Source organism: Corallococcus carmarthensis (assembly GCF_003611695.1).
Taxonomy (GTDB): Bacteria; Myxococcota; Myxococcia; order Myxococcales; family Myxococcaceae; genus Corallococcus; species Corallococcus carmarthensis.
In genome coordinates, this window is sequence record NZ_RAWE01000010.1 from 81,572 (window position 1) to 107,387 (window position 25,816).

Below are 25,816 nucleotides of genomic sequence, written 5' to 3' on the forward strand. Positions count from 1 at the left end.
TGCTCGCAGCTTGCATGAGATACGCGCATTCTCGAAAGGTTGGTCACGATGCGATTCGTGATGGCGCTGGGCGTGGTCGCGTTGGGCGCGGGCTGTGCGCACTCCCCGAGGGCGGCGGATGCGGCGGCGCCGGACCCGGCGTCACGGGCGCGGCAGCTTTCGGCGGAGGCGGAGCAGGCCTATGACTCGCTGGACTTCGAGCGGTGCGCGGAGCGGTTCCGCGCCTCCGGTGAGGTGGCCGGGGAAGGGCCGGACCGCTCGGAGTCCTTCTATCGCGCCGCGGGATGCGCCTCGCTCGCGGGCCATGCGGACGCGGCCGTGGAGGTGCTGAAGCGGGCGGTCCAGGCTGGCTACTACGACGCGGATCATCTGGAGTACGACCCGGAGCTGGCGGCGCTGCACCCGCTGCCCGCGTGGAGCGGCATCGTCGCGGAGGCCCGCGCCAATCTGGCCAAAGCGCCCGAGGCGCCCTTCATGACGATGACGCTCATGGGGGTGGATGCCTTCGGTTCGCGGAAGGTGGACCGGGAGACGGTCCAGCGGCTGATGGGGTTGGAGGTGGGCAAGCCCGTCGTGCACAGCGCCGCGATCTTCAAGCAGAAGGAGGCGGCGCTGCGTGAGCAGTACGGCCTCGCCTTCGCCCGCGCGTCCATGTCCATCTACTTCGCCGAGGAGCGCAAGGGCACCGCCTTCGTGGTGATGGACATGGTGGACGCCGAGGACGCGAGCCGGTTGCGCTTCCTCCCCGAGCCCAAGGGACACCCCACGGATCCGGAAGGACTGCTTGCCCGGTGGAGCGACTATGTGGAGCGCCTGCAGCAGCTCCAGATGCAGGGGAAGCTGTCTGAAGACTCCAGCTGCAAGAAGGTCGCGCATTGCATCGGTGGGTTCGGCCATCCGGACCTCGCGCCCTTCGAGCCGGAGTTCCTCGCGAAGGTGCCAGGGCAGCTGGACGCGCTGACCGCCGTCCTGCGAGAGGAGGCGGACCCGGAGAAGCGGGTCTCGGCGGCATACCTGCTGGCCTACGCCCCCACGGTCGAGGAGACCGCGCAACGGCTGCAGCCCTTCATCCGCGATTCGCAGTCCTCCGTGCGCAACAGCGTGCTGCGCGTGCTGACGGCCACGCAGGAAGCCGCGACGAAGCCCCTGGTGGACGTGGCCACGGTGGCGGACGCGGTGGCGATGCCGACGGCGACCGACCGCAACAAGGCGACGTACCTCCTCTCCTACCTGCTGGAGGACCTTTCACCGGAGGTGCTGAAGGCGCACCGTGCCGGGCTGCTCCGCCAGCTGGGAGAACGGCTGGTGGAGATGTCCGCGCTCACATTGCCCATCAACCGCGATCCCGCGGTCCTGGTGCTGAAGCATCTCTCCGGTGAGAAGTACGAGACCGCCGACGAGTGGCGTGCGTGGCTCGCGCGTCAGCCGAAGACGGCAGGGTAGGGGACCGCTCAGTCCCCGACGATGACGGAGACCTGCGTGGAGAACTGCCGCACGACGCAGTCCTCCGCGCTCCCGTCCTCCCACGCCAGCATCGCGAACTCGGCCGGCGTATCCAGCGCGACGATGGGGTGGTGCCACACGCCCCGGTGGTAGTTCACGCCCTGGCCGGGGCCGCAGACGAACGCGACGAGCCCCTCCAGGTCGGGCCCGCCCGAAGGCGCGGTGGGCGCGACGCACACCAGGAAGCGCGAGCAGCGCATGGGCAGGAACGCCTGGCTCGACTGGGGATGGTGTTCGAGCAGCTTCACGGTGAAGGGAAGTGGCTGCGGCACGGAACGGAACACCGCGAGGTTCGGCTTCGCGCCCGGCCGGCCATTCTCCAGCCGGGCCGACCAGTCAAAGCGCACCGCGGTGCCCTGGTTCGCCGACGCGCCGCTCTTGAGTCCGGCGGACACGACGTCGCCAAAGGGCGCGAAGCCTTCCGGCGTCAGGGGCAGGGCGACGATGGAGCGGAGCGGGGCGGAAGCGTCCTTCATGGGGGGACTATATGCGGTATGCGTCGCACGGATGCCGTGACTGCCTGACGGCTATGGCTCTTGGATTCAAACAGTGGACTTCGCCTCTTCAATCTCCTTGAGCGTTCGGCCCTTTGCATCACGCCAAGCCGTGCGCCCGTTAACAGCATTTCCGCTGATGACATTTGCTGCAGCACTGGCACTACTGAAGAGCACATTCTCCTTGAAGCGGAGGAGGTCTCCCTCCGGAACAAGTTGCCTTGCTTCCAGGAGTGCTTCGCGAAGAGCTTGGTATGCACCCATGCTTACATTGACTTGCGAGAGTGCAGTAGAGCCCTGAAGGACGACGATCCCCTCATCCGTAATCCGTGCTCGAGCCACAGCGGACTTGATTGTGTATGTTAGTGTGGCGGCGTCACTCCCCGAATTTGCCGCTAACGCAGCTGTTTCAATGAGAGGTTCAAGAAGCCTGTGCCCCAGCGCACCCAGCAGCAGCCGGAGATGACCCAAAAACTCCTCCATGGCGTCGCGGTCTGGGCGAGGAAGGCCCGCGGGTGTGGGCTGGTTTCCGTTCTTGACCTCATATCGCTTGGCCGTTCTTGCGAGTTCGAGGAGTCGGGATTCCAGGTATCGTATGTGAGACTTCGTGAGATTCTCGTCCTTGCTTGTGAAGACGATGGCCTCCTGCCAGAACTCCTTACTGATGTGTTGCTGGAGCCGGTCAGCGACGCTCTCGGATTCTCCGATGTATACCTCGCGAGTCGCTAGGGTCTCTGCTCCAACGAGGAAGTAGACCCCGGGACGCCCGAGTTCCGCTGTCCAGCTCATCAATCCCGCAAGCCGGTTTCTGGGGAAGAGGATGGCCTGTCCGGTCCAATTGACGATCTCCGCATACCGGATGCCGGTCACGTCACCTTCATCCAGAAAGATCCGGATGCTCTTGCCTAGCGCCATGGATGGATACTACCGCGTACCTAGGGACTTCTCCTCGGGGCTGCTGACCAGGGAAGGGTCAACTTCCAGCCGCCTCCGCCCGATAACCCCATATGTCCAAGGTCTCCTCCAGGCCCGCCTCGTCCCCCGTGCCGTCCGCCGTCCGCACGGAGGCCTCCGCGGCGCCGCGCGCCACCAACGCGGTCCGGCAGCAGACGCCCTACCAGGTCGCGGACGGGCTGGATGTGTCGAAGGCCGGAACGCGGCCTCCGGTGTCCCTGGACGTCCCCACGCCGCGACAGGCCCAGGCCGTCACCGGCAGGGACGGGCGCGCTCCGGACGGCAAGCGCGCCATCCGCGTGGAGACGGGCGTCGCCGACGGGCCCTGGGGCAGCACGGTGCACCAGTACATCGAGATCCGCGTCAAGCCGCTGGACCTGGGCATCGCTCCGGGGCAGCTCCAGTCGGAGCTGGACCGCGCCTCGGCGGAGAAACTCGCGGATGACGAGAAGGCCTATGGCGCGGACATGCGGGCCGCGGGCTATTCGTCGCTCCAGGAGTGGTCGGAGGACCGGGGCTATTACGGCTCCCCCTCGCACGTCGCCTGGGCGGAGGCCGCCAGCGCCCGCACCGGCGGCCAGATTCCCGCCGAATGGTGGATGCGCTTCGACCCCTTCGGCGGCACCGCCGGCAACGGTCCCAACATCCTCCCCACCGGTGAATACCCCGGGCTCGCGAGCCGCATCGCCATGTGCCACGACACGGACTGGGACCTGGGCCGCTACTTCGGCGCGGGCCCCCTGCGCCAGCTCCAGGGCGCGGAGAACGCCCAGGACCTGGGGCCGCTCGGGCTGGATCCCCGCCTGGGCGGAGAGCTCTACACCTTCGGTCACGCCGACTGGGACGTGACCTACGGCGAAGAGGTCCAGCGCTCCGGCGGCTGAAGTCCCCGGGTCCCACCCCACCCAAGGTTGTCCGGATTCAAGGAGAGCGCGTCTCTTTCTTGACATCACGCGTCTACGCCTTTAGAGGAAGTGAAAATGAGAATGCTTATCATTTTCATGTCCGGGTCCCCGTCCCGGCTGAAACGGACAGGCGCTCATCTCCCCCACTCGAAGAGGCCATTGCCGATGAAGCATCTGTTTGCCTTGCGTTCCTTGCGACTCTCCACCGCGGCGATCGCCCTGTCCCTGTTCGTGGGCTGCGGCGACGAGGAAGAGGAAGGAACTGACGGTCCGTTGTACGCCATCACCACCCAGATGCTCGCGGAGGATCCCTCCGACAGCTACGTCCTGGTGACGCCGGACGCGGAGAAGGCCGCGTCGCTGTCGCTGGACGGCGCCATCAAGATCCCCGGCCGCGCGCTGGGCGTGGGCATCCCGAAGACCGGCTCCGTCTACGTGGTGAGCGACGCGAGCGCGACGGTGACCCGCTACACGCTGAACAGCGCCGGCAAGCTGGAGGCCGCGGGCACGGTGAGCTTCGCGTCCCAGGGTGTCACGTCGCTGGGCGAGTACCAGGCCAACTTCCAGTTCGTCTCCGCGACGAAGGCGTACTTCTTCGACGGCAACGCCGCGAAGATCGTCATCTGGAATCCCACGGAGATGACCGTGACGGGCACCCGCCCGCTGGACGCGCTGGTCATCAAGAACACGGTCATGGCGTTCTCCGGCGCGGTCGTGCAGACCGGCGGTCAGATCATCATGCCCGTGGGCTGGAGGCCGTTGGAGGGCAACAGCGTCACGAAGATGGCGGGCGTGGTCGCCATCGACACGGCGACGGACGTCGTCTCGCTCGCGACGGACGACCGCTGCGGCTACACGCACGACGCCGCGCTCGGCACCGACGGCAAGGTGTACATCGCGACGGAGGCGTACGGCGCGGCATCGCGCCGGGTGGTGGGGGCTGAATCGCCGGAGCCCTGCCTGCTCCGGTTCGATCTCCAGACGCGTGACTTCGACAAGACCTTCTACCGCTCGCTGGCGGACCTGGTGGGCGGTGGCACCGCGGGCGCGCTCATCCCCAGCCACACGCCGGGAACGGCCTACGTGCGCGTGCTCGACGAGAGCATCACCCCGGTGTCGGAGGGTTCGCATCCGCGCACGCTCGCGAGCGGCACCGGCTGGCAGTGGTGGGAGCTGAAGCTGGACACGCTGACCGCGACGCGGAAGGCCGACTTCCCGTCCACCTCCGGCAGCGTCTTCCTCTTCGAGTCGGAGAACCAGACGCTCTACACCGAGTTCGGCGCCGGTGCCTCCTCCACCACCTTCCGGGTGCTGGGCGACAACGGCAAGGCCACGGTGAAGACGCCCGGTCTGTCCTTCTCCTTCCTCCAGCTGCGCTAGTCAGGACACGACATCATGTACGGGAATTCGATGCGTCAGTGGGTTCGCGGCGCGGGCGTGGTTGTCATTGCGATGCTGGGGGCGACGCCTGCCTTCGCCACCAGCACGGGCATCAGCGGCAACTCCGGCAAGGACACGCAGACCTGCAACACGTGCCACAACGGCGGTACGGCGCCCACCGTGGAGATTGAAGGTCCCTCGACCCTGGAGAAGGGGGCCACCGGCCAGTACACCTTCATCATCCGGGGCGGCGCCGCGATGACGGGCGGCGTGGGCATCGCCGTGGACAACACGGAGGCCAGCCTCCAGGCCGGCACCGGGATGAAGAAGCTGGGCGCCGAGCTGTCCCACTCCGCACCCCAGGCCTTCACGGGCACGGAGCTGCGTTTCAACTTCTCCCTGGTGGCGCCCGCCACGGACGTCACGCTCAACCTCTTCGGCGCGGGCAACTCGGCGAACGCGGACCAGAAGAGCAGCGGCGACCGCGCCGCCGCGACGAAGCTGAGCATCAAGGTGGGCAATGGCACGCCCGTGGTGGAGGATCCGGGCCCGGATGACGGCGATGACTCCGGTGGCTGCACCGCCGCGAGCAGCGCCCCGGTCTGGGCGCTCGCGCTGGCGGGGCTGCCGCTAACCGTGCGCCGCCGCCGCCGGAGCTGAAGCACCCGCTGAAGTCCTGAAGCATGAGGCCCCTTTCCCGCGCGAGCAGGGAAGGGGCCTTGTGCCATCAGTCCGCGAAGGAGTTGGGCGCCTTGCTGAACCCCGCCTTCGCGTGGTGCGTCAGCCGCTCCGAGCGCGAGGCGTTCTCCAGCGCGGCGATGATGGCCTTCTCCGCGTCCGGCCCCCACTCCTTCACCTTGGCGGGGTCCACGCCCTTGTCCTTCACGTACTTCTCCAGCGCGGCCTTGGCGACCTTCGCGCCCGTTCCCGCGTTGATGGCGAGGTCGGCCATGATGGCATTGCCATATTCACTGGTGACGACGTCCTTGAGCTTCAGCTTCGCCGTCTTGGCCTGGCCGTCGCCGTCCCTGCCCGTCACGGACACCGTCGTGTTGCGGGCGCCGGAGATCTTCCCCTCACTGGCGAACCGGACCTGAGCCGCCTGCATGGCCGGGTCGGCGCCCGCGGCCATGAAGACCGCCGCCAGCTTCACGTCGGTGCGGATGGCCTCGGCGGCCGCGACGCCCTTGAGCACCGTGCCATCCGGGCGGGTGAGCACCACGCCCTTGGCGTCGATGTCGATGCCGAACTTGCCGAAGTGCTTGTCGTACTGCGCGGGGTCGTTCTTCTTCAGGTCCCGCATGACCTCGGCGAGCGAGCCGTTGCCGTCACTGCCGAGCGTCCACTGGGCGAAGCCCCATGAGACGCGGCCGATGTCCCAGGTGTTGACCTTGCTGAAGGTGCCCTCCAGGCCGGAGATGGAGCCGAGGATCTTCTGCCGGTCCTCGCTGATGCCGCTCTTCTCCAGCTGGGAGGTCACCTGGGCCTCCGAGTCACCCGACACGGCGCCGCCATCCACGGCGTTCCACGCGTTCGTGTACGGGGTCTCACGGCCATCCCGCATGCGCACGGTGACCCCATTCACCGTGACATCCGAACGGGTCTGCGGCACGCCGACCATGGGCTGATACCCGTCGATCCGGGCGATCAGGCCGTCCTTCACGGACTTCAACCGGGCCTGCGCGTCGGTGACCTTCGCCTTCGCCGTGTCGAGCGCGGTCTTCTGGGCTTGCCGGAGCTTCTCCGCCTCGGCGGGATCCTTCGGAACCTTCGCCTTCGCCTGCTGCTTCTCCAGCTTGGAGAGTGCGCGTTCGGCGACCTTCACCTCCGCGGTGGCACTGCGGAGGGACGGGTTCGTCGCGAGGTGCTTCTCCTCCTTCATCCACGCCTTGAGCTTCTCTCCCTGCGCCTGGACTTCCTGATCCGCGGCCTTGAGCTTCTCTTGCGCGGCCTTCTTCGCGGGCTCGGTGGTGGCCGAGGTGACGGCCGCCTGGGCCTTGTTGCGCGCCTCCACGGCCTTCTTCAGCGGGTTGTAGATGTGCGCCTTCGGCGGCTTCCACTTCGCGATGTTGCGAGGAATGAGGTCGTTGAGCTCGACGGCGTTCCCGCGCTGGAGGGTGCCCTCGTCCTTGGTCTTCACCTGGATGGCATCGAGGTTCTTCTGGATGTCGCTCGCGGTGGCGGCCGGGACGGTCGTGGTCGCAGCGGCCTTGGCCGAAGCCTGCACCGGCGCGGCGGAGGTGGCGGTGGATGTGGCGGGCCCCTTCTGCCCGAGTGCCGTGAGCGCGCGCTTCAGGTCCGCGCCTTCCAGTTCGAGGTTGAGCGCGTCCTCCAGCGGGGTGCCGGTCAGCTTCTCGTACTTCTCCGCCACCTGCTTGAGCTGGGACGGGTCCAGGCCCTCCAGCGCCTGGAAGACCGCGGCCTCGTCGGTGCCCCAGATGTCATCCATCGCCGTCTTGAGCTTCGCCGCAGCGGCGTCCACGGCGCTGGTGGGGGCCGAACGCTTCGTGGCCCCCGCCGAGGCGGACAGCGGGTTGAAGGAGAAGCCCTGGTGGGAGGGCGGACGTCCGCGGATCTGCTCGGCCAGCCGCTTGAGCGTCGCGCCCGAAGCGCCGCCCGCGACGGCCTTGAGGAGGAAGGTGCGTTCCGCGTCCGCGTCGGAGCGGGGGGAGGCCTTGGTGCTGACGCCCGCCTTCGACAGCAGGGCCGACAGGTCCTTCTGCTGCGCGGGGCTGAGTCCGCCCAGCGCGGTGGCGATCGCGCCCGCGTCGGACGGGGGCATGCCGCTGGAGAGTGCCTTCAGCAACGCCTGTCGCGTGGGCCCATCCGGGAGGGCGGAGAGCTGCTGCTCCATCTTCCGCTGCGCCGGAGCCTTCGCGCCCGCGGCGACCGGAGCGGCCATGGCGGAGGCGGAGCTGGTGCGGCGTGAGGACGCCACGGTCGCGGCGGAGGGCGCCTGCGTGAGAGGCGTGTCCACACTCGCGACGGACGTCGTCTTCGGGCCAGGGGAACCGGAGATCTTGACCATGAGGTCTCCAGCCTAACGCACCCCCCGTGCGACAGACATCGGGGGGCCGGAAAGCCGGGCAGGGGAGGGACGCCTGCCCGGCTGCCGAAGCCGGTTACTTCGCGGCGACGGTGGACTCGCCCAGGATGTTGAAGGTGCTGGCGGCCGCCTTCACGTCGATGGAGGAGAAGCCGGTGTACGGGTAGTGGCCGTCGCCGATCTCCTCGACGATCTCCAGGAAGTCGCCGCTGACGGGCTTGCCATTCACGTCCAGCGTGAAGGCATCACCGGTGCCGCGGAAGCTCCAGATGCAGGCGCCCGCGCCGATGCGGTCGAACATGCTCGTGGAGCTGTGGTTCTTGAAGCCGAAGTCGAGCCGCGTGAGCCCGATGTGGATCTGGTACCACTGCGAGCCGACGCCGTAGTCCTGCTCGAAGTAGTGCGAGTGCATCAGGCTGTTGCCCCGCCACAGGTTGACGGTGAACGGCGAACCACCGGCCCGGCCCGTGAAGGAGGGCGTCATGGTCACCTGGTCGCGCTCCTTGCCGGGCTGGACGCTGATCGCGCTGACCACCTGGTCGCCGTCACGGGCCGCGAGCGTGAAGCCCTGGCCCAGCGCGCCAACCCCGCCGAGCTCCGTCTTCAGCACCCAGTCCGTCGCGCGAGGGAACTCGCTGGAGAAGCCGTCCGTCTTCACGCTCGTCAGGCTGGACACCGCGATGCTCTTCCCGGTGTTCGTGAGCTTCGCGCGGCCCGTCGCGCAGTTCTTGATGCCCTCGAAGCCCTGGATGCACGTCAGTCCGGCCTTCGCTTCCTGCGTCGCGAGGGAATCACCTTCGGCCGCCGCCGGCTCTTCACCCTGGCAACCCGCGGCCGTCACGCTCAGGAGCGCGGCCGCCAGCAGGCGGCCCGTCAGCTTCATCATCATGGAGAGATCTCTCGTTGGTGGGGGATGACTGCATGCCGGTCCCGGTGAAGCCCGGCGCGGACCGTTCATGCACCCACCGAGCCACACCTCCACCCGGAGGCACCTCCTCTCAGCGCAGCCTGGCGACACCGGGCCGAGTGGCGCGCGAGGTCACAGATGCGTGCGCCCCCGTAACCCGTCGTGTCACACGGGAGCGGAGGGAGCGGGCGCAGGACTGCTGGTTTCCATTCCAGGGGGCACCCGAGGGCCGCGGTGGCCGGCAAGGAGAAGGGCCGGAAGCACGCGGCGCACTCCGCCTCCTTCCTGACATCCCGAGCACCAGTCTCCACCGTGGGGGAAGGAGGCAGAGACTGTCATGGCGCAGGGATATTCCATCAACATTGGCTTGAACGCGGTGGATCCGAAGCACTACGCGGGTTGGGATGGCCAGCTGCAGGCGTGCGAAGCGGACGCCGAGGACATGATCAGCATCGCGAAGGCGCAGGAATTCAGCCGCGTCCGCCCCTTCCTCACGAAGGACGCCACGCGCGCGGCCGTGCTCGCGGAGCTGGGCGAGGCGGCGTCGGTCCTCCAGGCCGGAGACCTGTTGTTGTTCACCTACTCGGGGCACGGCGGCCAGCTCCCCGACATGAATGGAGAGGAGGACGACGGCCTGGATGAGACGTGGTGTCTGTATGACGGGGAGCTCGTCGACGATGAAATCTACCAGGCGATGTCGAAGCTCAAGGCCGGCGTGCGGGTCTTCATGCTCTCCGACAGCTGCCACAGCGGCTCGGTGAGCAGTGTGGCCTATGCGGCCCTGCGCTCCAGCGGCAGCCTGCAGTTGCTGGCGGATTCCATGCGGAGCACGGAGCCCGCGGAGCGGCGGTTCAAGGAGATGCCGCGGGGCATCGAGCAGCGCACGTATCGCGAGAACAAGGCGATGTACGACGCCATCTTGAAGGGACTGCCCAAGGAGGACCCGAGGCTTGCGCTCAAGGCCACGGTGCTGCTCATCTCCGGCTGCCAGGACAACCAGCTCTCCAGCGACGGCGCCTACAACGGCCTCTTCACGGCCAACCTGCTGCGCGTCTGGAATGGCGGGAAGTTCAAGGCCAGCTACCCGACGTTCCACCGCCGCATCCTGAAGACCATGCCCCCCATCCAGTCCCCGGCGTACTCCGTCATCGGAGTCCCCAGCCGCGAGTTCGAGCGGCAGGTCCCGTTCAAGGTGGGCTGAAGCGACAAGGCCGCCATGCCACGGACCCCGGTGGCATGGCTGGGACAGCCGGTTTCCTTGCAATGCCAGCGAATGCCTGGACGGCCCCTGGCTCGCACTGGTGGTGCGTCATCGTATAGGATGGCGTCACCAGGGTGGGGGGCGTATGTCAATCCAGCGAATTGCTCAGGCAATCCAAAAGAAGCAGTGCATCCTATTTCTGGGCGCGGGCATTCATGCGCCTCCTCCCGACGGTTCGGGCCAGTCCTATCCCCCGGCGGCTCGTCCGCCATTGGGGGGAGAGCTTTCCCGGAGGCTGGCCCAGGCAAGTTCCTACGACACCGCATACCCTGGGAAGGACACCAGCCATCTCCAACGGGTTGCCTGGCATTGCGAACATTCGCTTGGGCGCAATGCATTGGTCGCAGCCATCCGCAAGGAGGTTGATGAGGGCAAGACCCCTTCGCCACTGCTCAAGCTGCTCGCGGAGCTCGACTTCCCGCTGATTGTTACGACCAACTACGACAACCTGCTTGAGCGGGCACTGTTCGCCGCGAACAAGTCTCCTCGGGTCAGTATCTACAAGCCCGATGCAACCCAGCACACGGATGATCTGGACTCGGACCCGGATCCTTCGAATCCGTTCCTGGTCAAGATTCACGGGGACATCAGCAGGCCCGAGTCGCTGGTCGTCACGGACGAGGACTACATCCACTTCGTCATGCGGATGCGGGATAAAGATCAGTTCAACCCCATCCCAGAAACGTTGCAGTATCACCTGCGGCGCTGGCCCGTGCTCTTCGTGGGCTACAGCCTGCTGGACTACAATCTCCGCCTCCTGTTCCGGACGCTGCGGTGGTCGGCTGACAAGGCGAGGATTCCAGACTCATTCTCCATCGATAAGTACCCGGACACGCTCGTCAAATCACTCTACGACGATCAGTTGAGGCTGGTCCGCTTCGTGGTCGACGACCTTTGGGCCTTCATTCCCGCGCTGCATGGCCAGGTCACGAGCCAGATGAAGGGGGCCGCATGAGCCTCCCCGATCTTGAAGTGCTCCCAGCGCGGCCGGCCGTGCCGGAGCCGTCTGTCGAAGCCGCATTCCCCAGGCAAGAGCTGCCTGCCGTGCCCTACCGGGGCATCGAGCCCTTCCGCTACGAGGACAGGCATCTCTTCTTCGGACGGAGGAAGGAGATCTGGAAGCTGGTGCGTGCGATCACCATCTACCGTGGCTTCCTTCTGTACGGAGAGTCCGGCGCGGGGAAGTCCTCGCTCATCAACGCGGGGCTCATTCCAGCACTGAAGGAGGAGGGCTACCTTCCCTATCGCGTCAGGCTCCAGCCTCAGGCTGACGGCGAGTTCGTGTTCGAGCGCATCGTCGTCCGGTCCTCTGGAACTCCAGAGTACCTCCCCACGCTCTTCCCAGGAACGGAAGGAGAGGAGCGTCACGTGGCGTCGCTCACGGAACTGGAGCGGCTGCTCAAGGAGGAGGGCAGGACGCAAACGCCGGTTCTCATCTTCGATCAGTTCGAGGAACTGATCACACTGTTCGAAGCCGCTCCATCGAGTTGCGGCGAGACTTCAGGGGCGCTCCAGCAGAAGATCTGCGCGTTCCTGGTGCGGATGCTTCGCGACCACGCGACTTCCGTGAAGCTGTTGTTTGCTTTTCGAGAGGACTACTTCGCGAAGCTGAGGGTGCTGCTGTCGGATCATCCTGCCTTGGTGGACCACTTCTTTCGCCTGGAACCCTTGCAGGCGGATTCGTTGGCCTCTGTCATCCGTGGGCCCTTTACGGACTCACGAATCCCCAAGGGACACTTCCAGGAGAAGATCTCGCAGTCGCTCGCAGAGCGGCTGATGCAAGACCTCGTGGCGCGATCTCCCGATGGCCGGCCGAAGCTGTCGGAGGTCCAGGTGGCGTGCCTGCAGCTCTGGCACGCCAGCAATCCAGAAGAGCACTTTGCCCGTCGTGGCATCCAGGGGTTGCTCACGGACTACCTGGAGCAGGGGCTGGAAGGCATCTCCGCGAAGCGGCGAGATGTCGCGAAGGCCATTCTGGCCGCGTTGGTGACGCCGGCCCGGACTCGCAACGTGGTGTCCCAGTCGAGTCTCGTTCAAGGCGTGAGCAACGCCGAAAAGGTGCCACAGGACGATGTGCAGCAGGTCCTGGCACAGCTCGAGACCGGCACCCGCGTCGTTCAACACGAACTGCGCCGCACCGAGCGATGCTACGAGCTCGTCAGTGAGTTCCTCATTGATTGGATTCTCGATGAAGACGCGCAGCGGCTCGCCCAGCGTCGTTGGAGGAAGCGTTTCCGATTGGCCGTGGCCATCGGGTCCGCGACCTCGGTCACGGTGATCGCAGTGTGGTGGTTGGTCGTCGGCGTTGAAGCGGTTGCGAGAGCTGGAGTTCTCCTCGCGAGGGCGGAGATGAATCAGGCGCAGCTGGAGGTGCTAGAGGCGAAGGCGCGCCTGCAGAAGTCCGAGTCCGAGTTCATGGCGCGGGAGCAGGTGCTTGAAGGTGAAATCAAGACGCAGAGAGCCTTGAACACGACACAGGCAGAAGTGATCGCGTCAACGACGAAGTCCCGCAACAATGCATGGGTCGAGAATGCAAAGCTCACCAATGAGAAGAGTGACCTGGGGGCGAAGCTTCATGACACCCAGATCGGCTTGGAGACGGTCAAGACGGAGCGGGAGATCCTGACTACGCAACTCCTGGAGACGAAAAAGACACTCCAGGAGACCCAGGAGGAATCGGCGCGCTTCAAAAAGGAGCGGGATGACGCCAACTCGCAACTCCATACGACCCGGAAGGCACTCCAGGAGGCCCAAACCGAACGGGAGCAAGTCAACACGGACCTTGTGAATGTCAGGAACGAAAAGGTGGCCTGCGATTCGCAACTGACAGAAGCACGGCAGCGCTTGCAAAGCTGCAAGCCGTAGAATGGCGCTCCGCTTGTTCCCAGGGACGCCGGGACCTTCCTTGGGCCCGCCGGAGAAATGGGAACCGGGGCTGCTGTCTCATCGGGCTGCCCTCGATTCCGGAAGGGAGTCTTCACGCCATGTTCGGCACCGGTGTGAAGGTCGAAGTCCACAGGAGCGAACTCCTCACTTCTCAACCCTCTGACATTTCGGAACCACAATGCGTAGACCCTCATCCATGCATCCGCTCTCCGTACCCGCAACCTTCATCGGCAGTGTTCAGCGCGCCGTGTCGACCCTTCCGCCTTCGTTTAGGGACAACCCCGGATTCACTGCGTGGTTTGCCGGCCGGATGCAGGCCGTAGCGAAGGAGCATGGGTTGCACTGCTACAACAAAGGGGCGATGCGGCCTTATGAGGTTCTGAATGTCGACCACGTCTTCGCCGAGAGCGACGCCTACGACAAATTCCCCCTGATTTCGGTAGAGCATGAGAACGGGGATCTGGGGTCGCGTGATGGGGAACTCCCAAACCCGAACTCGGGCGAGTACATCGAGTGGGCCATTTGGAAAGCTCTCGCGCTGCGCGTCGAGCTCTCGGTTGCCGTCGTGTATCCCTTCATTGACACCCGAAGCTCCTTCGAGTCAGTCATCGTGACAATGGTCGAGGGGTGGAAAAGCCAGCACGGCCAAACCGCCCCATTGCTCATCCTTGCTGGATGGTGGAGCCGCAATCCGTATGACCTGGCCTGCCGCCCGGAGCTGTACGAAGCCCTCATGCCATCGGACGCGGGGACGCTCAAGACCGTTGGCCGTATCCAGCTACCTGTGTGAGTGGCACACGGAGTAAGTACATGGCGACGGCTCACGTGGGCGTCAGTCGACGTACTCCTCGGTGTCGGCACCGTCGAGGTGCCGCACGCGAACCTTCGAGAGCAGTTCGAGTGGCATGAGCCGCGCGTTGACGCCCATCCGGTCGCGCGCGGGGTCGAGCGAGGCCCAATGTGAGACACAACCGCAGTGCGCGCACCGGTGGAAGGCAATCTTCTCCTCGCCCCACTGGTACGTGTCCTGGGCCGCCTCATGCGTCAGCACCCGGACCTGTCGCGGCGAGTAGTACGCCCACAGCACGCCGTAGCGGCGACAGATGGAGCAATTGCAGTCGGTGACTTCGGCCGGCTCTGACTGGACCTCGAGGGAGACACGGCCGCAGTGACAGGTGGCGAGGATCATCGCAGTCCGTACCAGCTCTTGAGCTCGGCTTCCACGGAAGCCCGCTCGGCGGCTGGGAAGGCCTGGCTGTAGATGAGCACCTCCGCCAGGTCCGCCTTTCCGTAGGCCTCGCTGAAATACGCCCCGACCTGCGCGAGGACCCAGGGCCCGGTCGTCTTGACCTTATGGCTCCCGGCGAGGTCGCCGTTCATGTGGATGTCGAGCGTGGTGCCGTCATAGCGGGCCGTCAGCAGATGATAGGCCCGCGTGTCCCCCACGGAGGTCCTCACGGCGGGCAGGTCGTTGCCCCTGCCCACGGCCAGCACTTCGCTGCCGTTCTCCCAGCGCAGCTGGTTGTTGGGGAGGTTGCCACCGGGCCCGAGGATCATGCTGAAGGTCTCGTCGCGCTCGTTGTTCTTCCCGACCACGAAGACGGTGAAGGCCTCCGGCTGGAGCGGGGTCTTCAAGTAGAGCGACTGCGCACCGTCGAAGCGCACCACCGGTAGGGCATTCAGCGCGGCGGCGATGAGCGCGGGCTGCTTCGGCGCGCTGTCCATGATGCCATCGCGGCCATGGCCACTCTGATCCAGCCATCGTGAAACCCGGCCCTGCTTGGCGACGACTCCCATGTCCGAGCGGAGCCAGAGCTCCAGCCCGTTCATCGGTATGTCGGCCCGCGCTTTCTCGGCTTGGGATGTCGTCTGTGAGACTTGCTTCACGCATCCACCAAGCAGGACCATGAACACAGCCAGGACCTGGAGCCTCTTCGTCATGGGGGCATCCTTTCGGAATCGCCGCCCGAACGTACTGTGGACACCGGCGGCACACCAAGCCCTGGGATATGCTTGTCCCCCGTCTCATCTGTCGTCCCGGAGGGGGCCATGAGGAGCCTTACCGTCATTCTGGGGTCGTGTTTGCTGCTCGGTGCGAGTCTTTCTCACGCGGAAGCCCCCGCGCCCGCGAATGCCGAGCGCGAGCTCCGAACGCTGCTCGCACGCTGCCTGGCGGGAACCGCGAAGTGCGAGGAACTCGACGGGTCTGGCAGCGCCAAGACAGACGAACTGCGACAGGTGACGAGGACCGCGAACGCGCTCATCGAGAAGCTCGGTCAGCAGGGCGGCGCGGAAGTGCTTCCACTTCTCCGGCAGCTGGATGCACGAGGCTCCTTCGAAGCGGCGTACGCGCGCGAGGCCCTCAAGACGCGATTGATGACCCAGGCACTCGCCACGCGTCCGTGCGCTCCCCCTTCCAACGAGGACGTCACCGGGGAACTGGCCCGCCTGGGCGACTTCGCGGCCCTTCGCGTCGAGGGCGGCAAGCTCGTCGCCGTGCGGCCCACGCCGAAGGAACTCGGGGACCTGGCCTACTTCCTCGTCGCGGTTCGTGACGCAGGCCCTCCGGTGGGAGAGACACAGGAGCCCGGTAGCGACTGGCGAAAGCCCGCGCAGTCCAATGCCTCACTTGATGCGGCCTATGCGGAGCTGAAGTCAGCCCGCCTCCAAGGTGACCTCCGGGGCATGGACGCCGCGGCACGGCGCTACCTGGTGCTGCTGGGCTATCCCGCCCCCCTGAAGGCAAGCGAGGAGAACACCTACGGTTGGCATGCCTCCCGCTACACGTTGGTGATGCGGGAGTGGGCCGAGGTGCAGGAGGAGCTCGGCGCGTTCGGTGAGGCCGCGGCCCTCTATCGCCGCGTCAGCCCGGGAGATGGCGCCTGCGGGACGGGATGGGACATCGCCCTGCAGGAACAGATTCTCGGGGTCATCCGCGCCACCGAGCAGCACGCGGGCTGCCGAGGCGTCGTTGCCGAGCGGCTCCTGGACGTCGACGACATGTCCCGCTTGAGCAATGCGCTGTCACCCTATGGGCCGGAGCGGCTGCGCGAGGCGGGCTTCGACCTCCCGAGGCTCTACCGGGGAGCCCTGGTGACACGTCACCGGGACATGCCTCCAGAGGAACTGCAGCGGGTGCTCTCCGCCGCTCCGGAGCCCTTGCGCACGGACGCCCTCCGGCGCCTCCAGGAGCGCGGGCCCGAGGCGTGGGAGAAGCAAGTGCTGGCGCTGGAGGGCTTCGCGGATGTCGGCCAGCGTGACGCGCTGGAACCGCTGTTCGTCCTGGCCGTCAGCTCCATGGGGGAGACGCAGCACCGTGCGGTTGCCGCGCTCAGTGACCTCGTGGAGCGGCCTCAGCGCGACCCCTGTGCGAAGAACGAACTCTTGGTGGGAGATGGCTTTGAATCCGACGGGAAGCGCTTCATCCACAAGCTCGGGGCGCAGTGCGCGACCGCGCTGAAACCGCGGGAGCGTGATGCGCTGGCGACACGCCTCCTGCCACTCCTCAAGTCGAAGGACGGGCAGACCCGCGAAGCCACGGTGAAAGCACTGGGCCGGCTCGGCTCGCCGCTGGCCATCCCCCGGTTGCGGCAACTGGACAAGGATCCGTACTCAGAGGGGTTCTACCTCTCCGACGACCAGACCCGGCAGATTCCCATCTATCGCGTCAGGGAAGCAGCGGCCGAAGCCCTGAAGCGGCTCCCGTGAGAAGTCAGCCGCGCGCGAACACAGCCGGCGCGGGGTCGTCGCTCCACAGCAACTCCAGCGACTTGCCGGTCAGCCGAGCGCGCAGGACCTCGTAGCCCTCCACCGAGAACAGCCCTTCCGTTGTCAGGGGCGTGAGCCGGACGGGAGCACGGCTTCCGCGGCGCAGCCACAGGGCACCGTCCTTCCAGGACACCTCATGCGGCCCGAAGCGGCCGGCCAGGGGCTTCAGGGCCTGCTGCGAGACGGAGACCGGATGCAGCACGGCCTCGACCGTCGTCTGCGCCCAGGTGTATTCAAAGCGGAGATCCGGGGAGAGACCAGGCGTCGCCAGCAGCCGCTTCAAGGCGCGGGACTGGGCGACCTGCAGGGCCTGCTCCGGAGGCGTCTCCACGTCGGGCGCGACGCCCACGCCCTCCCAGTTCGTCTGGCTGACTGCGTGGACCGGACGCCCATGCGAGACGCTGAGCACGAAGCAGGGCGCCACCGGCACGAGTGAGTTGTTGTTGGCGGCCCCCGCGGTCCTGGCGCCAATCAATTCGCCCAGCTTGAACTGCTGGACGTCATAGGCGAAGTCCTCGCCCGCCGAGCCCACCTGCGAATTGATCAGCACGTACAGGGGCTTGCCCATCAACCTCCCAGCGGGAAGGTGCTCCAGCGTCCGGGACTGCTCGGGGGGCTTGGAGCCGCCCTGGAAGGTCAAGAGCAGCACGTCTCCGTCGAGGAAGTGGCTGACCAGGTAGCGCACCGCCGCGTGCGAGCCGCCTCCGTTGTCGCGCAGGTCGATGATGGCCGCGTCCCCGTCCTTGAGGAACCGCAGGGCGTCGTCATAGGCCGCGCCGGTCTCGTCCTGGACCCAGTGGAAGGCGGGGAGCTTCAGATAGCGCACGTTGCCCGGCAGCACGCGCAGCTCCGTGAGGCCGTGGTGGTCTCTCAGGGCCCGCTGCCGCCAGTACGCGTCGGTGTCCGTCTCCCGCGCCTTGGGCGCCTTCGCGGCGGCGTACTGCGCGGCATCGTTCACGAGGTACAGGTGCCGGTCCTTGCTGGCGTCCTTCAGGTCGGCGGTGACGCGCTCCGAGAACTCCGCTGGCGAGTCCACATCGTAGCGTCCCGCCTTCCGCTCCCGTTCCAGCCGTTCAACGAGCGCGGCGCGCTTCTCCGGGAAGACGTAGGTCCGCTGGAGCTCCTCTTTGATGGAGGACAGCGCCGCGTCGCGCTCCGAGGCGGTGAGGCGGGATGGAGCCGGGGTGCCGCCACTGGCGGGGGGCGCCGCGAAGGAGGGCAGGGGACCCGTCAGGAAACACAGGGCGGTCAAGACGGTGAACAGGCGGCTAGCGCTCATCTTCATCGGTCGCTCCAGGTGCATCGGGTTCATCGAGGTGCAGCAGGTCTCCCACCCGCGCCCTCAAGCCACGGCGGTCGAGCGCGTGCTCCAAGCCCGTCAGCTCCGCGAGCAGCTGTGGCGCTCCTTCCTTGAGGAGCGCCGTGGCCGCCGTCTGGATGGCGGCCCACAGCGGCGCCAGCTTCGCGGCGGTCTTCTGTCCGTGCGCGGTGAGCTTCAATCGCTGCCGCCGGCCGTCCTCGGGATCCGCCTCGCCGGTGATGAGCCGCTCGCGCTCCAGCGCCGTGCGCACCTGGCTGACGGCCGCGTGCGTGACGCCCAGACGCTCCGCCAGCTCTCCCACCGTCAGCGGGCCATGATTCCGCAATGCGGTGAAGACCGCGTACCAGCGCGGCTCGAAGCGCACTCCCGCGGCCTGGTAGATGGCATGGACGTCGCGGTCCATCCGCTCCACCACCCGGCGCAGTCGTGAACCCAGCGCCCCTGTCCCCTGCTTCGCCACGTCGTCCACAAACTCCGTTATTGCTTACGGATATGGGCCCGTCAAGCCGGTGCGGGAGCTGAAATGCAAAGGGAGCGATGCGGAACCACCCCGCATCGCTCCCTCTCATGTGCGCGTCAGCTGCTAGTCCTTCGTGCAGACGACGTCATCGACCTGGAGGTGGTCGCGGTCGGCGACGCTGCGGCTCGGATAGAAGAACAGGCGCCAGTCGCGCACGTTGCCGGTGAAGCGGAAGAACACCGGCTGCCACTCGTCGCTGTCGACGGTGATGAAGTCCGTCTGCGGGCTCCAGCCGCCGCTCGAATAGCTGCGGTGGCGGATGCTTCCGTGACCGCGCACCCGGTACGAGCAGGAGTAGTTGCCGGTCGGCACGTTGAACTTCTCCAGGGTGAAGCGCTCCGCGACCTGGATGGGGACCACGAACTGCAGCGCCGCGGACCCGCCGTGCACCGCGTTCGTGTAGCGCACGAGGCGCGAGGGCTTGATCTCCGAGCCGGGGTCCGTGATGCCGTTGTCGAGGCCGTACCAGGAGTCCGGGAGATAGTTGTTCCCGTAGTAGGGGATGGACCGGGTGCTCCAGCTTTCGAAGCCACCATTGCGGATGATGTTCGCGGAGTGGTCCGCCGCGACGCAGCGCCGGGTGGCCGGGTCGCAGGCGGGCAGGGCGCCACGGCAGTCGTAGGTCGTGAAGCAGGCGCCTTCGGCCAGCTCGCAGACGCCCGTGGTGGGGTTGCAGCTCGTCGCAGGGTTGCTGCACGTGACACCGGCGCAGGGGTCACCCTCGACGCACAGATGCGTGGAGGTGTCGCAGACAGGCGTCTGCGGGGTCCCCGCGCAATCCGCGTGGCGGGTGCAGCGGTCCTGGGCGGTCACGCAGGTGTGGGTCGCATCGCAGGCCTGCCACTCATTGCAGTCCGTGGCGTCGTCGCAGCGGCCGGAGAGCGGCTGGCAGGTCACGGTGGCGTTGTCGCAACGCGCCCAGGCCTCGCAGCTGACCTGATCACAGGGTTCCGGAGTCCGCACGCAGCGGACGTTGTCGATGAGCAGGTTCTCGCCGCTGGTGTTCCGGACGCTGAAGATGAGCTCGAAGGTGTCGAAGACGGCGTTGGCCAGGTTGAAGTTGTACGCCACCTGGGTCCACATCTGGGTGTTGACGGAGGTGTAGGCCGAGTAGCTGGAGTAGTCGGTGCCGAACCAGGCGTTGCGGACGTCACCGGTCCCCCGCGCCCGATAGGTGCAGGAGTAGCGGCCCGCGGGCATGGACTTCGCCACGGTGCTGAAGCGCCGGTGCGTGGACGAGGCGTTGATCAACCGGGCTGCGTTCACTCCCTCGAAGGCCTGCGTCGTGACCTTCTGCACTTCTTCGATGTTCGACGTGCTCCCGGACCACAGCGCCGGAAGCGCACCGGGCCATTGCTCGAAGCCACCGTTGTCGATGACGTTCACGTCGGTGGGCCCACCCGCGTCCGGCGTTTCGGAGCCCGCGTCCGGAGTCTCCGTGCCTGAGTCCGGCGTCTCCGTCCCTGCGTCGGGCGTCTCCGTCCCTGAGTCCGGCGTTTCGGTGCCCGCGTCGGGCGTCTCCGTGCCTGAGTCGGGCGTCTCCGTGCCCGAGTCCGGGGTTTCGCTGCCCGCGTCCGGATCCTCAGCGCCCGCGTCCGGCAGCGGGTTGCCCGAATCGGGCGTCTCGACGCTCGCGTCGGGCCGGGTCTGCCCGGCATCAGGCGTCTCCGCCGGATTCGAATCACCGCACGCGACCACCAACACCAACAGCGAAGTCAGACACACTCGAAACAACGTCAACGCGAGCCTCCGGTTCCAGATCCGGGTCTCTCCTACCACAGTTCCCCTCCAGCGGGCCCCTCGGGGGCGCCGGCTCATGAGGGCATCCCAGCTCTTGAGGAAAAACAAGACATGTCAGTGAGGACTGAAAACCCCAGGGGCCACTGCAAGTCACCGTGAAATCTCAGTGGGTGTTTGTGTAATGAGGGCAGTCAAATCGTGTTTTGTGATTGTGATTGATTCGGAGCGCGCGGGGGACGTTGTGACGCACCCTCAGTCAATGCCCGGTGTCCCGGCAGGTCCTCCCCGAGGTTCCATGCGTGTGGCGATCGAGCTCCGGGTAAAGAACCTGCCAGGGCATGTTCTCAGAGGAGAAGATGGCCCAACCCACCAGGAGCTGGTGATCAGCCCAGCCCGGACCATCGTTCCCTGTCGCCATGTTTGACGCACTGCGGGTGTGTGACGGTGTGTCGCGTCAACGCATACGTGTTTCCCGCAGGTGTTGCATGTATGGGCGGGTGTTGCTGGAAAAATAGCCGTACAAATAGCTGGACAAGCATGGTGATGTTTTGTTTTTGATTACACCATCGGGTTGGGGGGCACATGCGAGCGCCAGGGGGGCTGCTCCGCCGTGACCTTCCTCTCGACGGAGGAGAGCGACCATGGCGAACGCGGTGTTCTCATCGAGCGTGACCTACACACCCAGCGGAGGCGGTTCGCTCACACAAGGGTTCCGTGTGGCCTTTGCGTATACAGCCTCTTCCGCGGGAACTGTCGATGTCGCCGCCGGTTCCTCGGCCGCGGTGGACATCGTGTTCGGGTCCGTGAGCGAGGTCCTCGGCTTCGTCCTCCAGAACAACACCGACAAGGACATCGCCATCAAGGTCGGCGCCAATACCTTCTACAGCCTCGCGGCGGGTGGCGTCCTGATGCACTGGTCCCCGGCGAAGTCGGCTTCGTCCCTCACCGGGGTCAAGGCAACACCAGACAGCCCCACCAATGCTGGGACGATTGAGTTCGTCGTCCTCGGGAACTGACCGTCTTCGCAACGAGGGTGACCATGCCTGCACGTCTGCATCCAGGTGTATACGTTGAAGAGGTTCCCAGCGGAGCACGGGCGATCGAGGCGGCGGGGACCTCGACGGCCATCTTCGTCGGCGACACCGAGCGCGGACCTCTCATTCCGACCCGGATCAAGGGCGTCGCTGACTACGAGCGGCAGTTCGGCGGCTTCAAGCGCCACGCCGGGGTCGCGCCCGCGGCGAGCTCCGTGGTCATGCGGTACGCGATTGACGCCTTCTTCCGCAATGGCGGCACGGCGGCGTACGTCCTGCGGGCCATCACGAACACCTCCGTCGCTCCGGCCAAGACGGGGGCCCGGGCAAGCCTCGGTGTCGTGGCCTCCTCGCCAGGCGCGTGGTCGGACAGCCTGGGCGTGGTCCTCGGCGAGTCCAGCGACGGTGATGCCAGCCGCTTCCGCCTCTTCGTCGTCTACACCTTCCCGGGCACCTCCGACGGCGTCATCGTCGAGCGATGGGACCGGCTCTCCGCCACCCCGACGGATGAGAACTACGCGAAGGATGTCCTCCTGCGCAGTTCCTACATCCGCTGGAAGGACGGCCCCGTCGTCAAGCCGGCCGGCCCCGCGGATGTCGCGGGCTCGAGCCCGCTCGACACGGCCATCGTCGCGTCCGCCGCCGCTCACATGATGACGGGCGGCACCCAGGGCAACGCGGACTTTCCGAACGGCAGCCTCCCCGGGCTGCTCTCCGCGCTCGATGAGATCACGGACGCGAGCCTGCTCGTCGTCCCCGCCCAGCTTGGCGAGGCGGACACCGACGTGGTGACGCGGACCCAGGCCGCCCTCGACTACGTGACGGGCCGCGCCCGGCAGGATCTCTTCTGCGTCGCGGACATGCCCCGGTCGGCCAACAAGTCGACCACGGAGGCGGCGTCCGCCACGGCCGGCTACATCCGCAACGCCGTGCTCACCACGACGAACTTCGGCGGCGTGTACTTCCCCTGGATCGAGATCAGCGATCCGGCGGGCGTCGGCCGGGACCCGACCCTCGTCATCGGGCCGAGCAGCTTCGTCGCGGGCATCTGCGCACGCACCGACCAGCGCCGCGGCGTGTGGAAGGCCCCCGCGGGCCTGGAGGCGACCGTGCTCAACTCCCGGCGCCTCGACTACAATCTCCTCGACGCCCACCAGGACGACCTCAACCCGCTGGGCATCAACGGGCTCCGTGCCCAGCCCGGCGGAGGCAATGTCGTCTGGGGCGCGCGCACGATGCAGCCCAGCACCGAGTGGCGCTACGTGCCCGTCCGGCGCACGGCCATCTTCCTGCGCACGAGCATCTACAACGGCATCCAGTGGGCGGTGTTCGAACCGAACGATGAACCGCTCTGGGCCCAGCTGCGCCTCACCATCGGCGGGTTCATGGAGCAGCTCTTCCGCCAGGGCGCGTTCGCGGGCCGCACCACCCGCGAGGCGTTCTACGTCAAGTGCGACGCGGAGACGACGCCGGAGGCGGATCAGATCGCGGGCATCGTCAATGTGTCAGTCGGCTTCGCGCCGCTCCGGCCGGCCGAGTTCGTCGTTGTCCGACTCAGCCAGATCGTCAATCAGAAGGCGTAGCGAGGGCAAACGGCCATGGCACTCTTTTCTGTCAACAGCCACCGGAGCGACCCGTACAAGAACTTCAAGTTCCGCGTCCTCATCGACGGGCGTCCGGTCGCCGGGCTCTCGAAGATGAGCGCGCTCAAGAAGTCGACCGAGGCCGTCGAGTGGCGTGAAGCCGGCGACCCTTCGATCGTCCGGAAGATGCCGGGACGCACGAAGTTCGAGCCCATCACCCTGGAAGCGGGGCTGACCCACGACACCACGTTCGAGGAATGGGCCAACCTGGTGAACAACCTGGACGGCTCGGCGGCCATGTCGCTCGCGAAGTACCGCAAGGACATCGCCATCGAGGTGCTCAACCTCCAGAGCACCCCGGTCCTCCGGTTCAAGGTGCGGCGCGCGTGGATCAGCGAATACCAGGCCACGCCGGAGATGGATGCGAACGCCAACGCGGTCGCCATCACCATGGTCAAGATCGAGCACGAGGGATTCCAGCGCGACACCACGCTGACCGAACCCGCCGAGACCTGATTCCTTCTCCACCGGCCCACGGAGCTCCGAGATGGCCACAGAGCGGATCGAAAACCCGTTCGCCCAGCGGCGGGCGCAGACAGGGCCTGCCCAGCGGGAGGGCGCGGGCGCGCGCGAGGTCCGGCCTCCACCCGAGTCCGCGCCGTCGCGGTCCATGGCGCCCTCGGTGCCAGCCCGCGGCGCGCACAAGCCGCGCTCCGATTCGCAGCTCCGGGCCATGACCGGCTACGAGGAGGAAGCTGTCGAGGCCCGCCAGCGGGACTCCAACACCGCCGCGCTCTGCAACGAGATCGTGGCGCGCTGCTCGGTGGCGCCTGGCGCGGACTTCGAGGCCGCGTACGCGCGTGTCCGGGCGCTGTCGACCGTCGAGCGCGATGCCTCGCTCGTCCGGATCCGCCAGCTCTCCCTGGGCGACGTGGTCCACCTTCAGGTGGCCTGCCCCGCGTGCGGCCACAAGAACGAGGTGGACTTCAAGCTGAGCGCGCTCCCGCTGCCGGAGGCGCCCGTCCCCACCGAGGTCGAGGTCGAGCTTCCCGGTCACGCCCTGCCGGCGGAGCCCGCGGCCCGCACGGCGCTCGCGCGGACACCCACGGCGGGAGATCAAGAGGACCTGCTGTCCGCCGGTATCGAATCGGAGTCGGCGCGCCGCACGTTCCTACTCGCCCGCGTGCTGATCCGGTACGCAGGAGGGGAGGGGCCCTTCGACGAGGCGTTCGTGCGCGCGTTGCCCATCGCCGCGCGCGCCGCGATCGAGCGGGCCATCGAGTCGGCGCTCCCGGACCTCGACCTTGGCATGGCCGTGCAATGCCCGGCCTGTGGTGCCGGCTTCGAGAGTCCATTCGACGTTGCCGCTTTTTTTTTGCCGAGCTGAGCGGGAGGGGGCGACGGATGTTGCATGACGTCCACAGGCTGGCCGTGCGCTACCACTGGAGCGAGGACCAGATCCTCCGCCTGCCGCTCCCCCGGCGCGCCGCGTACATCGCCATCATCGACGCCGAGGATGACCGGCGCCTGTTCGATGCGCTCGGGGAGGGTTGAGCGCGATGGCGGCCCTGTCGCGGATCGTCCAGGGACCCTTGCGCAGCGCCGGAGATGGCGCCGCGAATGGTGAGGCCGCGCCACGTGCCGCGCCGCTGAGCGTGCGCGCCAACGAGCCCGAACGCGCGACGACCGCCGTGGACGTCACGGCGGGACCGCTCGTCCCTGCGCGGATGGCGGCCTCCGCCCCGTCGGTGGAACACGCGCAGGAGCGTCCCCACACCGACGCAGGGGCCGCGCCGGAGCCGTCGGTCTCCGGCCGTCCCAGCGCGGCCGAGCTGCCCCGCGCCACCGCGCCGGTTCCTTCCGCGCCGGCTCCCATGCCCACGGAGTCGAGGGGCCCGGCCGCGAAGGTCCCTGCTTCCGCCTCTCCTCCGGCCGCCACCGTGGCCTCCCCGGCTCCCGTTCCACCCGTGAGGCCGTTCGTCGCGGAGCGACCCCGCATCCCCGCCCTGGCCGCGCCGCTCGTGGTGCGAGAGCGCGTGGTCGAGCGCCGCACCGAACGCGTGGTGGACCGCGTCGTCGAGCAGAGGGTGGTCGTCACGGCGGCTGTTCCGCGCGAGCCCCTGGCCCCTACGCCGGAGCGCCCCACAGTGGAAGCTCCACGCTGGGCGTCGCCGCCGCTCACTCCGCCAGCACCGCCACCGAGCGCATCGAGGCCCTCCACGGGCAGCGTGGACGCGCGAACGGCGAAGCCACCCCTGGCCACTGCCCAAGCTCCCGAGGCCGTCCCCGCGCCTCGCCCTCCGCGCGCCTCGGCGCTTGCCGAAGACAAGCCTCCTCGCGCGGCGGCGCCCACGCCTGCCGTGACGGCCCCCTCCATCGCGCAGCCTCCCGGCAAGCCACTAGTGAGGGCCGCTCCGCCCGTGGCGCCGCCTCCGCCGAAGGCCCCTTCCGGCAGCTCACCTCCGGTCCCCGCGCCGAAGTCCGCGCAGCCCGGCCCACCCGCCGCACCGCGCC

At 67.2% G+C, this 25,816-nt stretch carries 23 protein-coding genes and 1 pseudogene; 15 read left to right on the top strand and 9 right to left on the bottom strand.

The window, feature by feature from the left end; genetic code table 11:
- Window positions 1–48: 48 nt before the first annotated feature.
- Window positions 49–1,443 (top strand): hypothetical protein, encoded by a 1,395-nt coding sequence (locus tag D7X32_RS04955; protein WP_147450032.1) that lies wholly within the window; start codon window positions 49–51, stop codon window positions 1,441–1,443.
- An 8-nt stretch (window positions 1,444–1,451) separates the two neighbouring features.
- Here the strand turns inward: D7X32_RS04955 and D7X32_RS04960 are convergent, their stop codons facing one another.
- Together D7X32_RS04960 and D7X32_RS04965 are read right to left on the bottom strand one after the other, a co-directional pair.
- Window positions 1,452–1,979, bottom strand: a complete 528-nt coding sequence (locus D7X32_RS04960; protein WP_120601341.1) for an ureidoglycolate lyase — start codon at window positions 1,977–1,979, stop codon at window positions 1,452–1,454.
- A 66-nt stretch (window positions 1,980–2,045) separates the two neighbouring features.
- A complete protein-coding gene (locus tag D7X32_RS04965) occupies window positions 2,046–2,912 on the bottom strand; it encodes a GIY-YIG nuclease family protein (RefSeq protein ID WP_120601342.1) in 867 nt (288 codons plus the stop codon).
- A gap of 92 nt (window positions 2,913–3,004) precedes the next feature.
- Between D7X32_RS04965 and D7X32_RS04970 the strand changes: the two genes are divergently transcribed.
- The 3 genes from D7X32_RS04970 to D7X32_RS04980 all read left to right on the top strand — a co-directional run bounded on the left by D7X32_RS04970 (window position 3,005) and on the right by D7X32_RS04980 (window position 5,896).
- Window positions 3,005–3,835, top strand: coding sequence for a hypothetical protein (locus D7X32_RS04970; protein WP_120601343.1), 831 nt, complete (start codon window positions 3,005–3,007; stop codon window positions 3,833–3,835).
- A gap of 186 nt (window positions 3,836–4,021) precedes the next feature.
- Window positions 4,022–5,236, top strand: a complete 1,215-nt coding sequence (locus tag D7X32_RS04975) for a DUF4374 domain-containing protein (RefSeq protein WP_120601344.1) — start codon at window positions 4,022–4,024, stop codon at window positions 5,234–5,236.
- A gap of 15 nt (window positions 5,237–5,251) precedes the next feature.
- Window positions 5,252–5,896, top strand: coding sequence for an MXAN_6652 family MXYO-CTERM-anchored protein (locus D7X32_RS04980; RefSeq protein ID WP_120601345.1), 645 nt, complete (start codon window positions 5,252–5,254; stop codon window positions 5,894–5,896).
- A 67-nt stretch (window positions 5,897–5,963) separates the two neighbouring features.
- On the opposite strand, the gene D7X32_RS04985 is transcribed toward D7X32_RS04980, so the two are convergent.
- A complete protein-coding gene (locus D7X32_RS04985; protein WP_120601346.1) occupies window positions 5,964–8,264 on the bottom strand; it encodes a hypothetical protein in 2,301 nt (766 codons plus the stop codon).
- A gap of 94 nt (window positions 8,265–8,358) precedes the next feature.
- Window positions 8,359–9,171: a hypothetical protein gene (locus tag D7X32_RS04990; protein WP_120601347.1), complete on the bottom strand. Its 813-nt coding sequence runs from the start codon at window positions 9,169–9,171 to the stop codon at window positions 8,359–8,361.
- Between the two features lie 355 nt (window positions 9,172–9,526).
- On the opposite strand from D7X32_RS04990, the gene D7X32_RS04995 reads away from it, so the two are divergent.
- The 4 genes from D7X32_RS04995 (at window position 9,527) to D7X32_RS05010 (ending at window position 14,126) form a co-directional block, all read left to right on the top strand.
- Window positions 9,527–10,390, top strand: coding sequence for a caspase family protein (locus D7X32_RS04995; protein WP_120601348.1), 864 nt, complete (start codon window positions 9,527–9,529; stop codon window positions 10,388–10,390).
- Window positions 10,391–10,535: 145 nt separating this feature from the next.
- Window positions 10,536–11,405: an SIR2 family NAD-dependent protein deacylase gene (locus D7X32_RS05000; RefSeq protein ID WP_120601349.1), complete on the top strand. Its 870-nt coding sequence runs from the start codon at window positions 10,536–10,538 to the stop codon at window positions 11,403–11,405.
- Window positions 11,402–13,315, top strand: coding sequence for an nSTAND1 domain-containing NTPase (locus D7X32_RS05005; RefSeq protein WP_120601350.1), 1,914 nt, complete (start codon window positions 11,402–11,404; stop codon window positions 13,313–13,315). Before D7X32_RS05000 ends, D7X32_RS05005 begins: the two co-directional genes overlap by 4 nt.
- Window positions 13,316–13,532: 217 nt before the next feature.
- Window positions 13,533–14,126, top strand: coding sequence for a hypothetical protein (locus D7X32_RS05010; RefSeq protein WP_147450033.1), 594 nt, complete (start codon window positions 13,533–13,535; stop codon window positions 14,124–14,126).
- A gap of 42 nt (window positions 14,127–14,168) precedes the next feature.
- Here the strand turns inward: D7X32_RS05010 and D7X32_RS05015 are convergent, their stop codons facing one another.
- Together D7X32_RS05015 and D7X32_RS05020 are read right to left on the bottom strand one after the other, a co-directional pair.
- Window positions 14,169–14,525 carry a GFA family protein gene (locus D7X32_RS05015; RefSeq protein ID WP_120601352.1) on the bottom strand — a complete coding sequence of 119 codons (357 nt, stop codon included), beginning with the start codon at window positions 14,523–14,525 and terminating at the stop codon, window positions 14,169–14,171.
- On the bottom strand, window positions 14,522–15,133 hold the full coding sequence (locus tag D7X32_RS05020) for a LamG-like jellyroll fold domain-containing protein (RefSeq protein ID WP_147450034.1): 612 nt from the start codon (window positions 15,131–15,133) through the stop codon (window positions 14,522–14,524). The genes D7X32_RS05015 and D7X32_RS05020 overlap by 4 nt, the downstream gene beginning before the upstream one ends.
- Before the next feature lie 285 nt (window positions 15,134–15,418).
- Between D7X32_RS05020 and D7X32_RS05025 the strand changes: the two genes are divergently transcribed.
- Window positions 15,419–17,044 carry a HEAT repeat domain-containing protein gene (locus D7X32_RS05025; protein WP_147450035.1) on the top strand — a complete coding sequence of 542 codons (1,626 nt, stop codon included), beginning with the start codon at window positions 15,419–15,421 and terminating at the stop codon, window positions 17,042–17,044.
- A gap of 4 nt (window positions 17,045–17,048) precedes the next feature.
- Here D7X32_RS05025 and D7X32_RS05030 read toward each other — a convergent pair whose 3' ends face one another.
- The 3 genes from D7X32_RS05030 to D7X32_RS05040 form a co-directional block, all read right to left on the bottom strand.
- Window positions 17,049–18,389 carry a S41 family peptidase gene (locus D7X32_RS05030; protein ID WP_158625612.1) on the bottom strand — a complete coding sequence of 447 codons (1,341 nt, stop codon included), beginning with the start codon at window positions 18,387–18,389 and terminating at the stop codon, window positions 17,049–17,051.
- Complete coding sequence (locus D7X32_RS05035; RefSeq protein WP_208752318.1) at window positions 18,373–18,885, bottom strand: MarR family winged helix-turn-helix transcriptional regulator; 513 nt, start codon at window positions 18,883–18,885, stop codon at window positions 18,373–18,375. Before D7X32_RS05035 ends, D7X32_RS05030 begins: the two co-directional genes overlap by 17 nt.
- Window positions 18,886–19,008: 123 nt before the next feature.
- Window positions 19,009–20,685: an invertase recombinase-like protein gene (locus D7X32_RS05040; protein WP_120601356.1), complete on the bottom strand. Its 1,677-nt coding sequence runs from the start codon at window positions 20,683–20,685 to the stop codon at window positions 19,009–19,011.
- 641 nt (window positions 20,686–21,326) lie between these two features.
- Between D7X32_RS05040 and D7X32_RS44845 the strand changes: the two genes are divergently transcribed.
- The 6 genes and pseudogenes from D7X32_RS44845 to D7X32_RS44850 all read left to right on the top strand — a co-directional run.
- Window positions 21,327–21,701, top strand: a complete 375-nt coding sequence (locus tag D7X32_RS44845) for a hypothetical protein (protein ID WP_147450036.1) — start codon at window positions 21,327–21,329, stop codon at window positions 21,699–21,701.
- 23 nt (window positions 21,702–21,724) lie between these two features.
- The gene (locus D7X32_RS05050) at window positions 21,725–23,302 is read left to right on the top strand and encodes a phage tail sheath family protein (protein WP_120601358.1); all 1,578 of its coding nucleotides are present in this window, start codon (window positions 21,725–21,727) and stop codon (window positions 23,300–23,302) included.
- A 15-nt stretch (window positions 23,303–23,317) separates the two neighbouring features.
- Window positions 23,318–23,818, top strand: coding sequence for a phage tail protein (locus D7X32_RS05055; protein ID WP_120601359.1), 501 nt, complete (start codon window positions 23,318–23,320; stop codon window positions 23,816–23,818).
- A gap of 31 nt (window positions 23,819–23,849) precedes the next feature.
- Entirely contained in the window at window positions 23,850–24,689 is an 840-nt protein-coding gene (locus tag D7X32_RS05060; protein ID WP_120601360.1) for a T4 family baseplate hub assembly chaperone, read from the top strand.
- Window positions 24,690–24,706: 17 nt separating this feature from the next.
- Entirely contained in the window at window positions 24,707–24,856 is a 150-nt protein-coding gene (locus D7X32_RS45330; protein ID WP_158625613.1) for a hypothetical protein, read from the top strand.
- Window positions 24,857–24,861: 5 nt separating this feature from the next.
- Window positions 24,862–25,816 (top strand): annotated as a pseudogene (locus tag D7X32_RS44850) (hypothetical protein); the annotation flags it as partial.

Coding starts and splice junctions, on each gene's coding strand:
- D7X32_RS04990 (WP_120601347.1), bottom strand. CDS start 9,171: ATGATGATGAAGCTGACGGGCCGCCTGCTGGCGGCCGCGCTCCTGAGC.
- D7X32_RS44845 (WP_147450036.1), top strand. CDS start 21,327: ATGGCGAACGCGGTGTTCTCATCGAGCGTGACCTACACACCCAGCGGA.
- D7X32_RS04985 (WP_120601346.1), bottom strand. CDS start 8,264: ATGGTCAAGATCTCCGGTTCCCCTGGCCCGAAGACGACGTCCGTCGCG.
- D7X32_RS45330 (WP_158625613.1), top strand. CDS start 24,707: ATGTTGCATGACGTCCACAGGCTGGCCGTGCGCTACCACTGGAGCGAG.
- D7X32_RS05030 (WP_158625612.1), bottom strand. CDS start 18,389: ATGAAGATGAGCGCTAGCCGCCTGTTCACCGTCTTGACCGCCCTGTGT.
- D7X32_RS05060 (WP_120601360.1), top strand. CDS start 23,850: ATGGCCACAGAGCGGATCGAAAACCCGTTCGCCCAGCGGCGGGCGCAG.
- D7X32_RS05010 (WP_147450033.1), top strand. CDS start 13,533: ATGCATCCGCTCTCCGTACCCGCAACCTTCATCGGCAGTGTTCAGCGC.
- D7X32_RS05050 (WP_120601358.1), top strand. CDS start 21,725: ATGCCTGCACGTCTGCATCCAGGTGTATACGTTGAAGAGGTTCCCAGC.
- D7X32_RS04965 (WP_120601342.1), bottom strand. CDS start 2,912: ATGGCGCTAGGCAAGAGCATCCGGATCTTTCTGGATGAAGGTGACGTG.
- D7X32_RS05055 (WP_120601359.1), top strand. CDS start 23,318: ATGGCACTCTTTTCTGTCAACAGCCACCGGAGCGACCCGTACAAGAAC.
- D7X32_RS05020 (WP_147450034.1), bottom strand. CDS start 15,133: ATGGGAGTCGTCGCCAAGCAGGGCCGGGTTTCACGATGGCTGGATCAG.
- D7X32_RS04975 (WP_120601344.1), top strand. CDS start 4,022: ATGAAGCATCTGTTTGCCTTGCGTTCCTTGCGACTCTCCACCGCGGCG.
- D7X32_RS04980 (WP_120601345.1), top strand. CDS start 5,252: ATGTACGGGAATTCGATGCGTCAGTGGGTTCGCGGCGCGGGCGTGGTT.
- D7X32_RS05005 (WP_120601350.1), top strand. CDS start 11,402: ATGAGCCTCCCCGATCTTGAAGTGCTCCCAGCGCGGCCGGCCGTGCCG.
- D7X32_RS04995 (WP_120601348.1), top strand. CDS start 9,527: ATGGCGCAGGGATATTCCATCAACATTGGCTTGAACGCGGTGGATCCG.
- D7X32_RS04960 (WP_120601341.1), bottom strand. CDS start 1,979: ATGAAGGACGCTTCCGCCCCGCTCCGCTCCATCGTCGCCCTGCCCCTG.
- D7X32_RS05015 (WP_120601352.1), bottom strand. CDS start 14,525: ATGATCCTCGCCACCTGTCACTGCGGCCGTGTCTCCCTCGAGGTCCAG.
- D7X32_RS05000 (WP_120601349.1), top strand. CDS start 10,536: ATGTCAATCCAGCGAATTGCTCAGGCAATCCAAAAGAAGCAGTGCATC.
- D7X32_RS04955 (WP_147450032.1), top strand. CDS start 49: ATGCGATTCGTGATGGCGCTGGGCGTGGTCGCGTTGGGCGCGGGCTGT.
- D7X32_RS04970 (WP_120601343.1), top strand. CDS start 3,005: ATGTCCAAGGTCTCCTCCAGGCCCGCCTCGTCCCCCGTGCCGTCCGCC.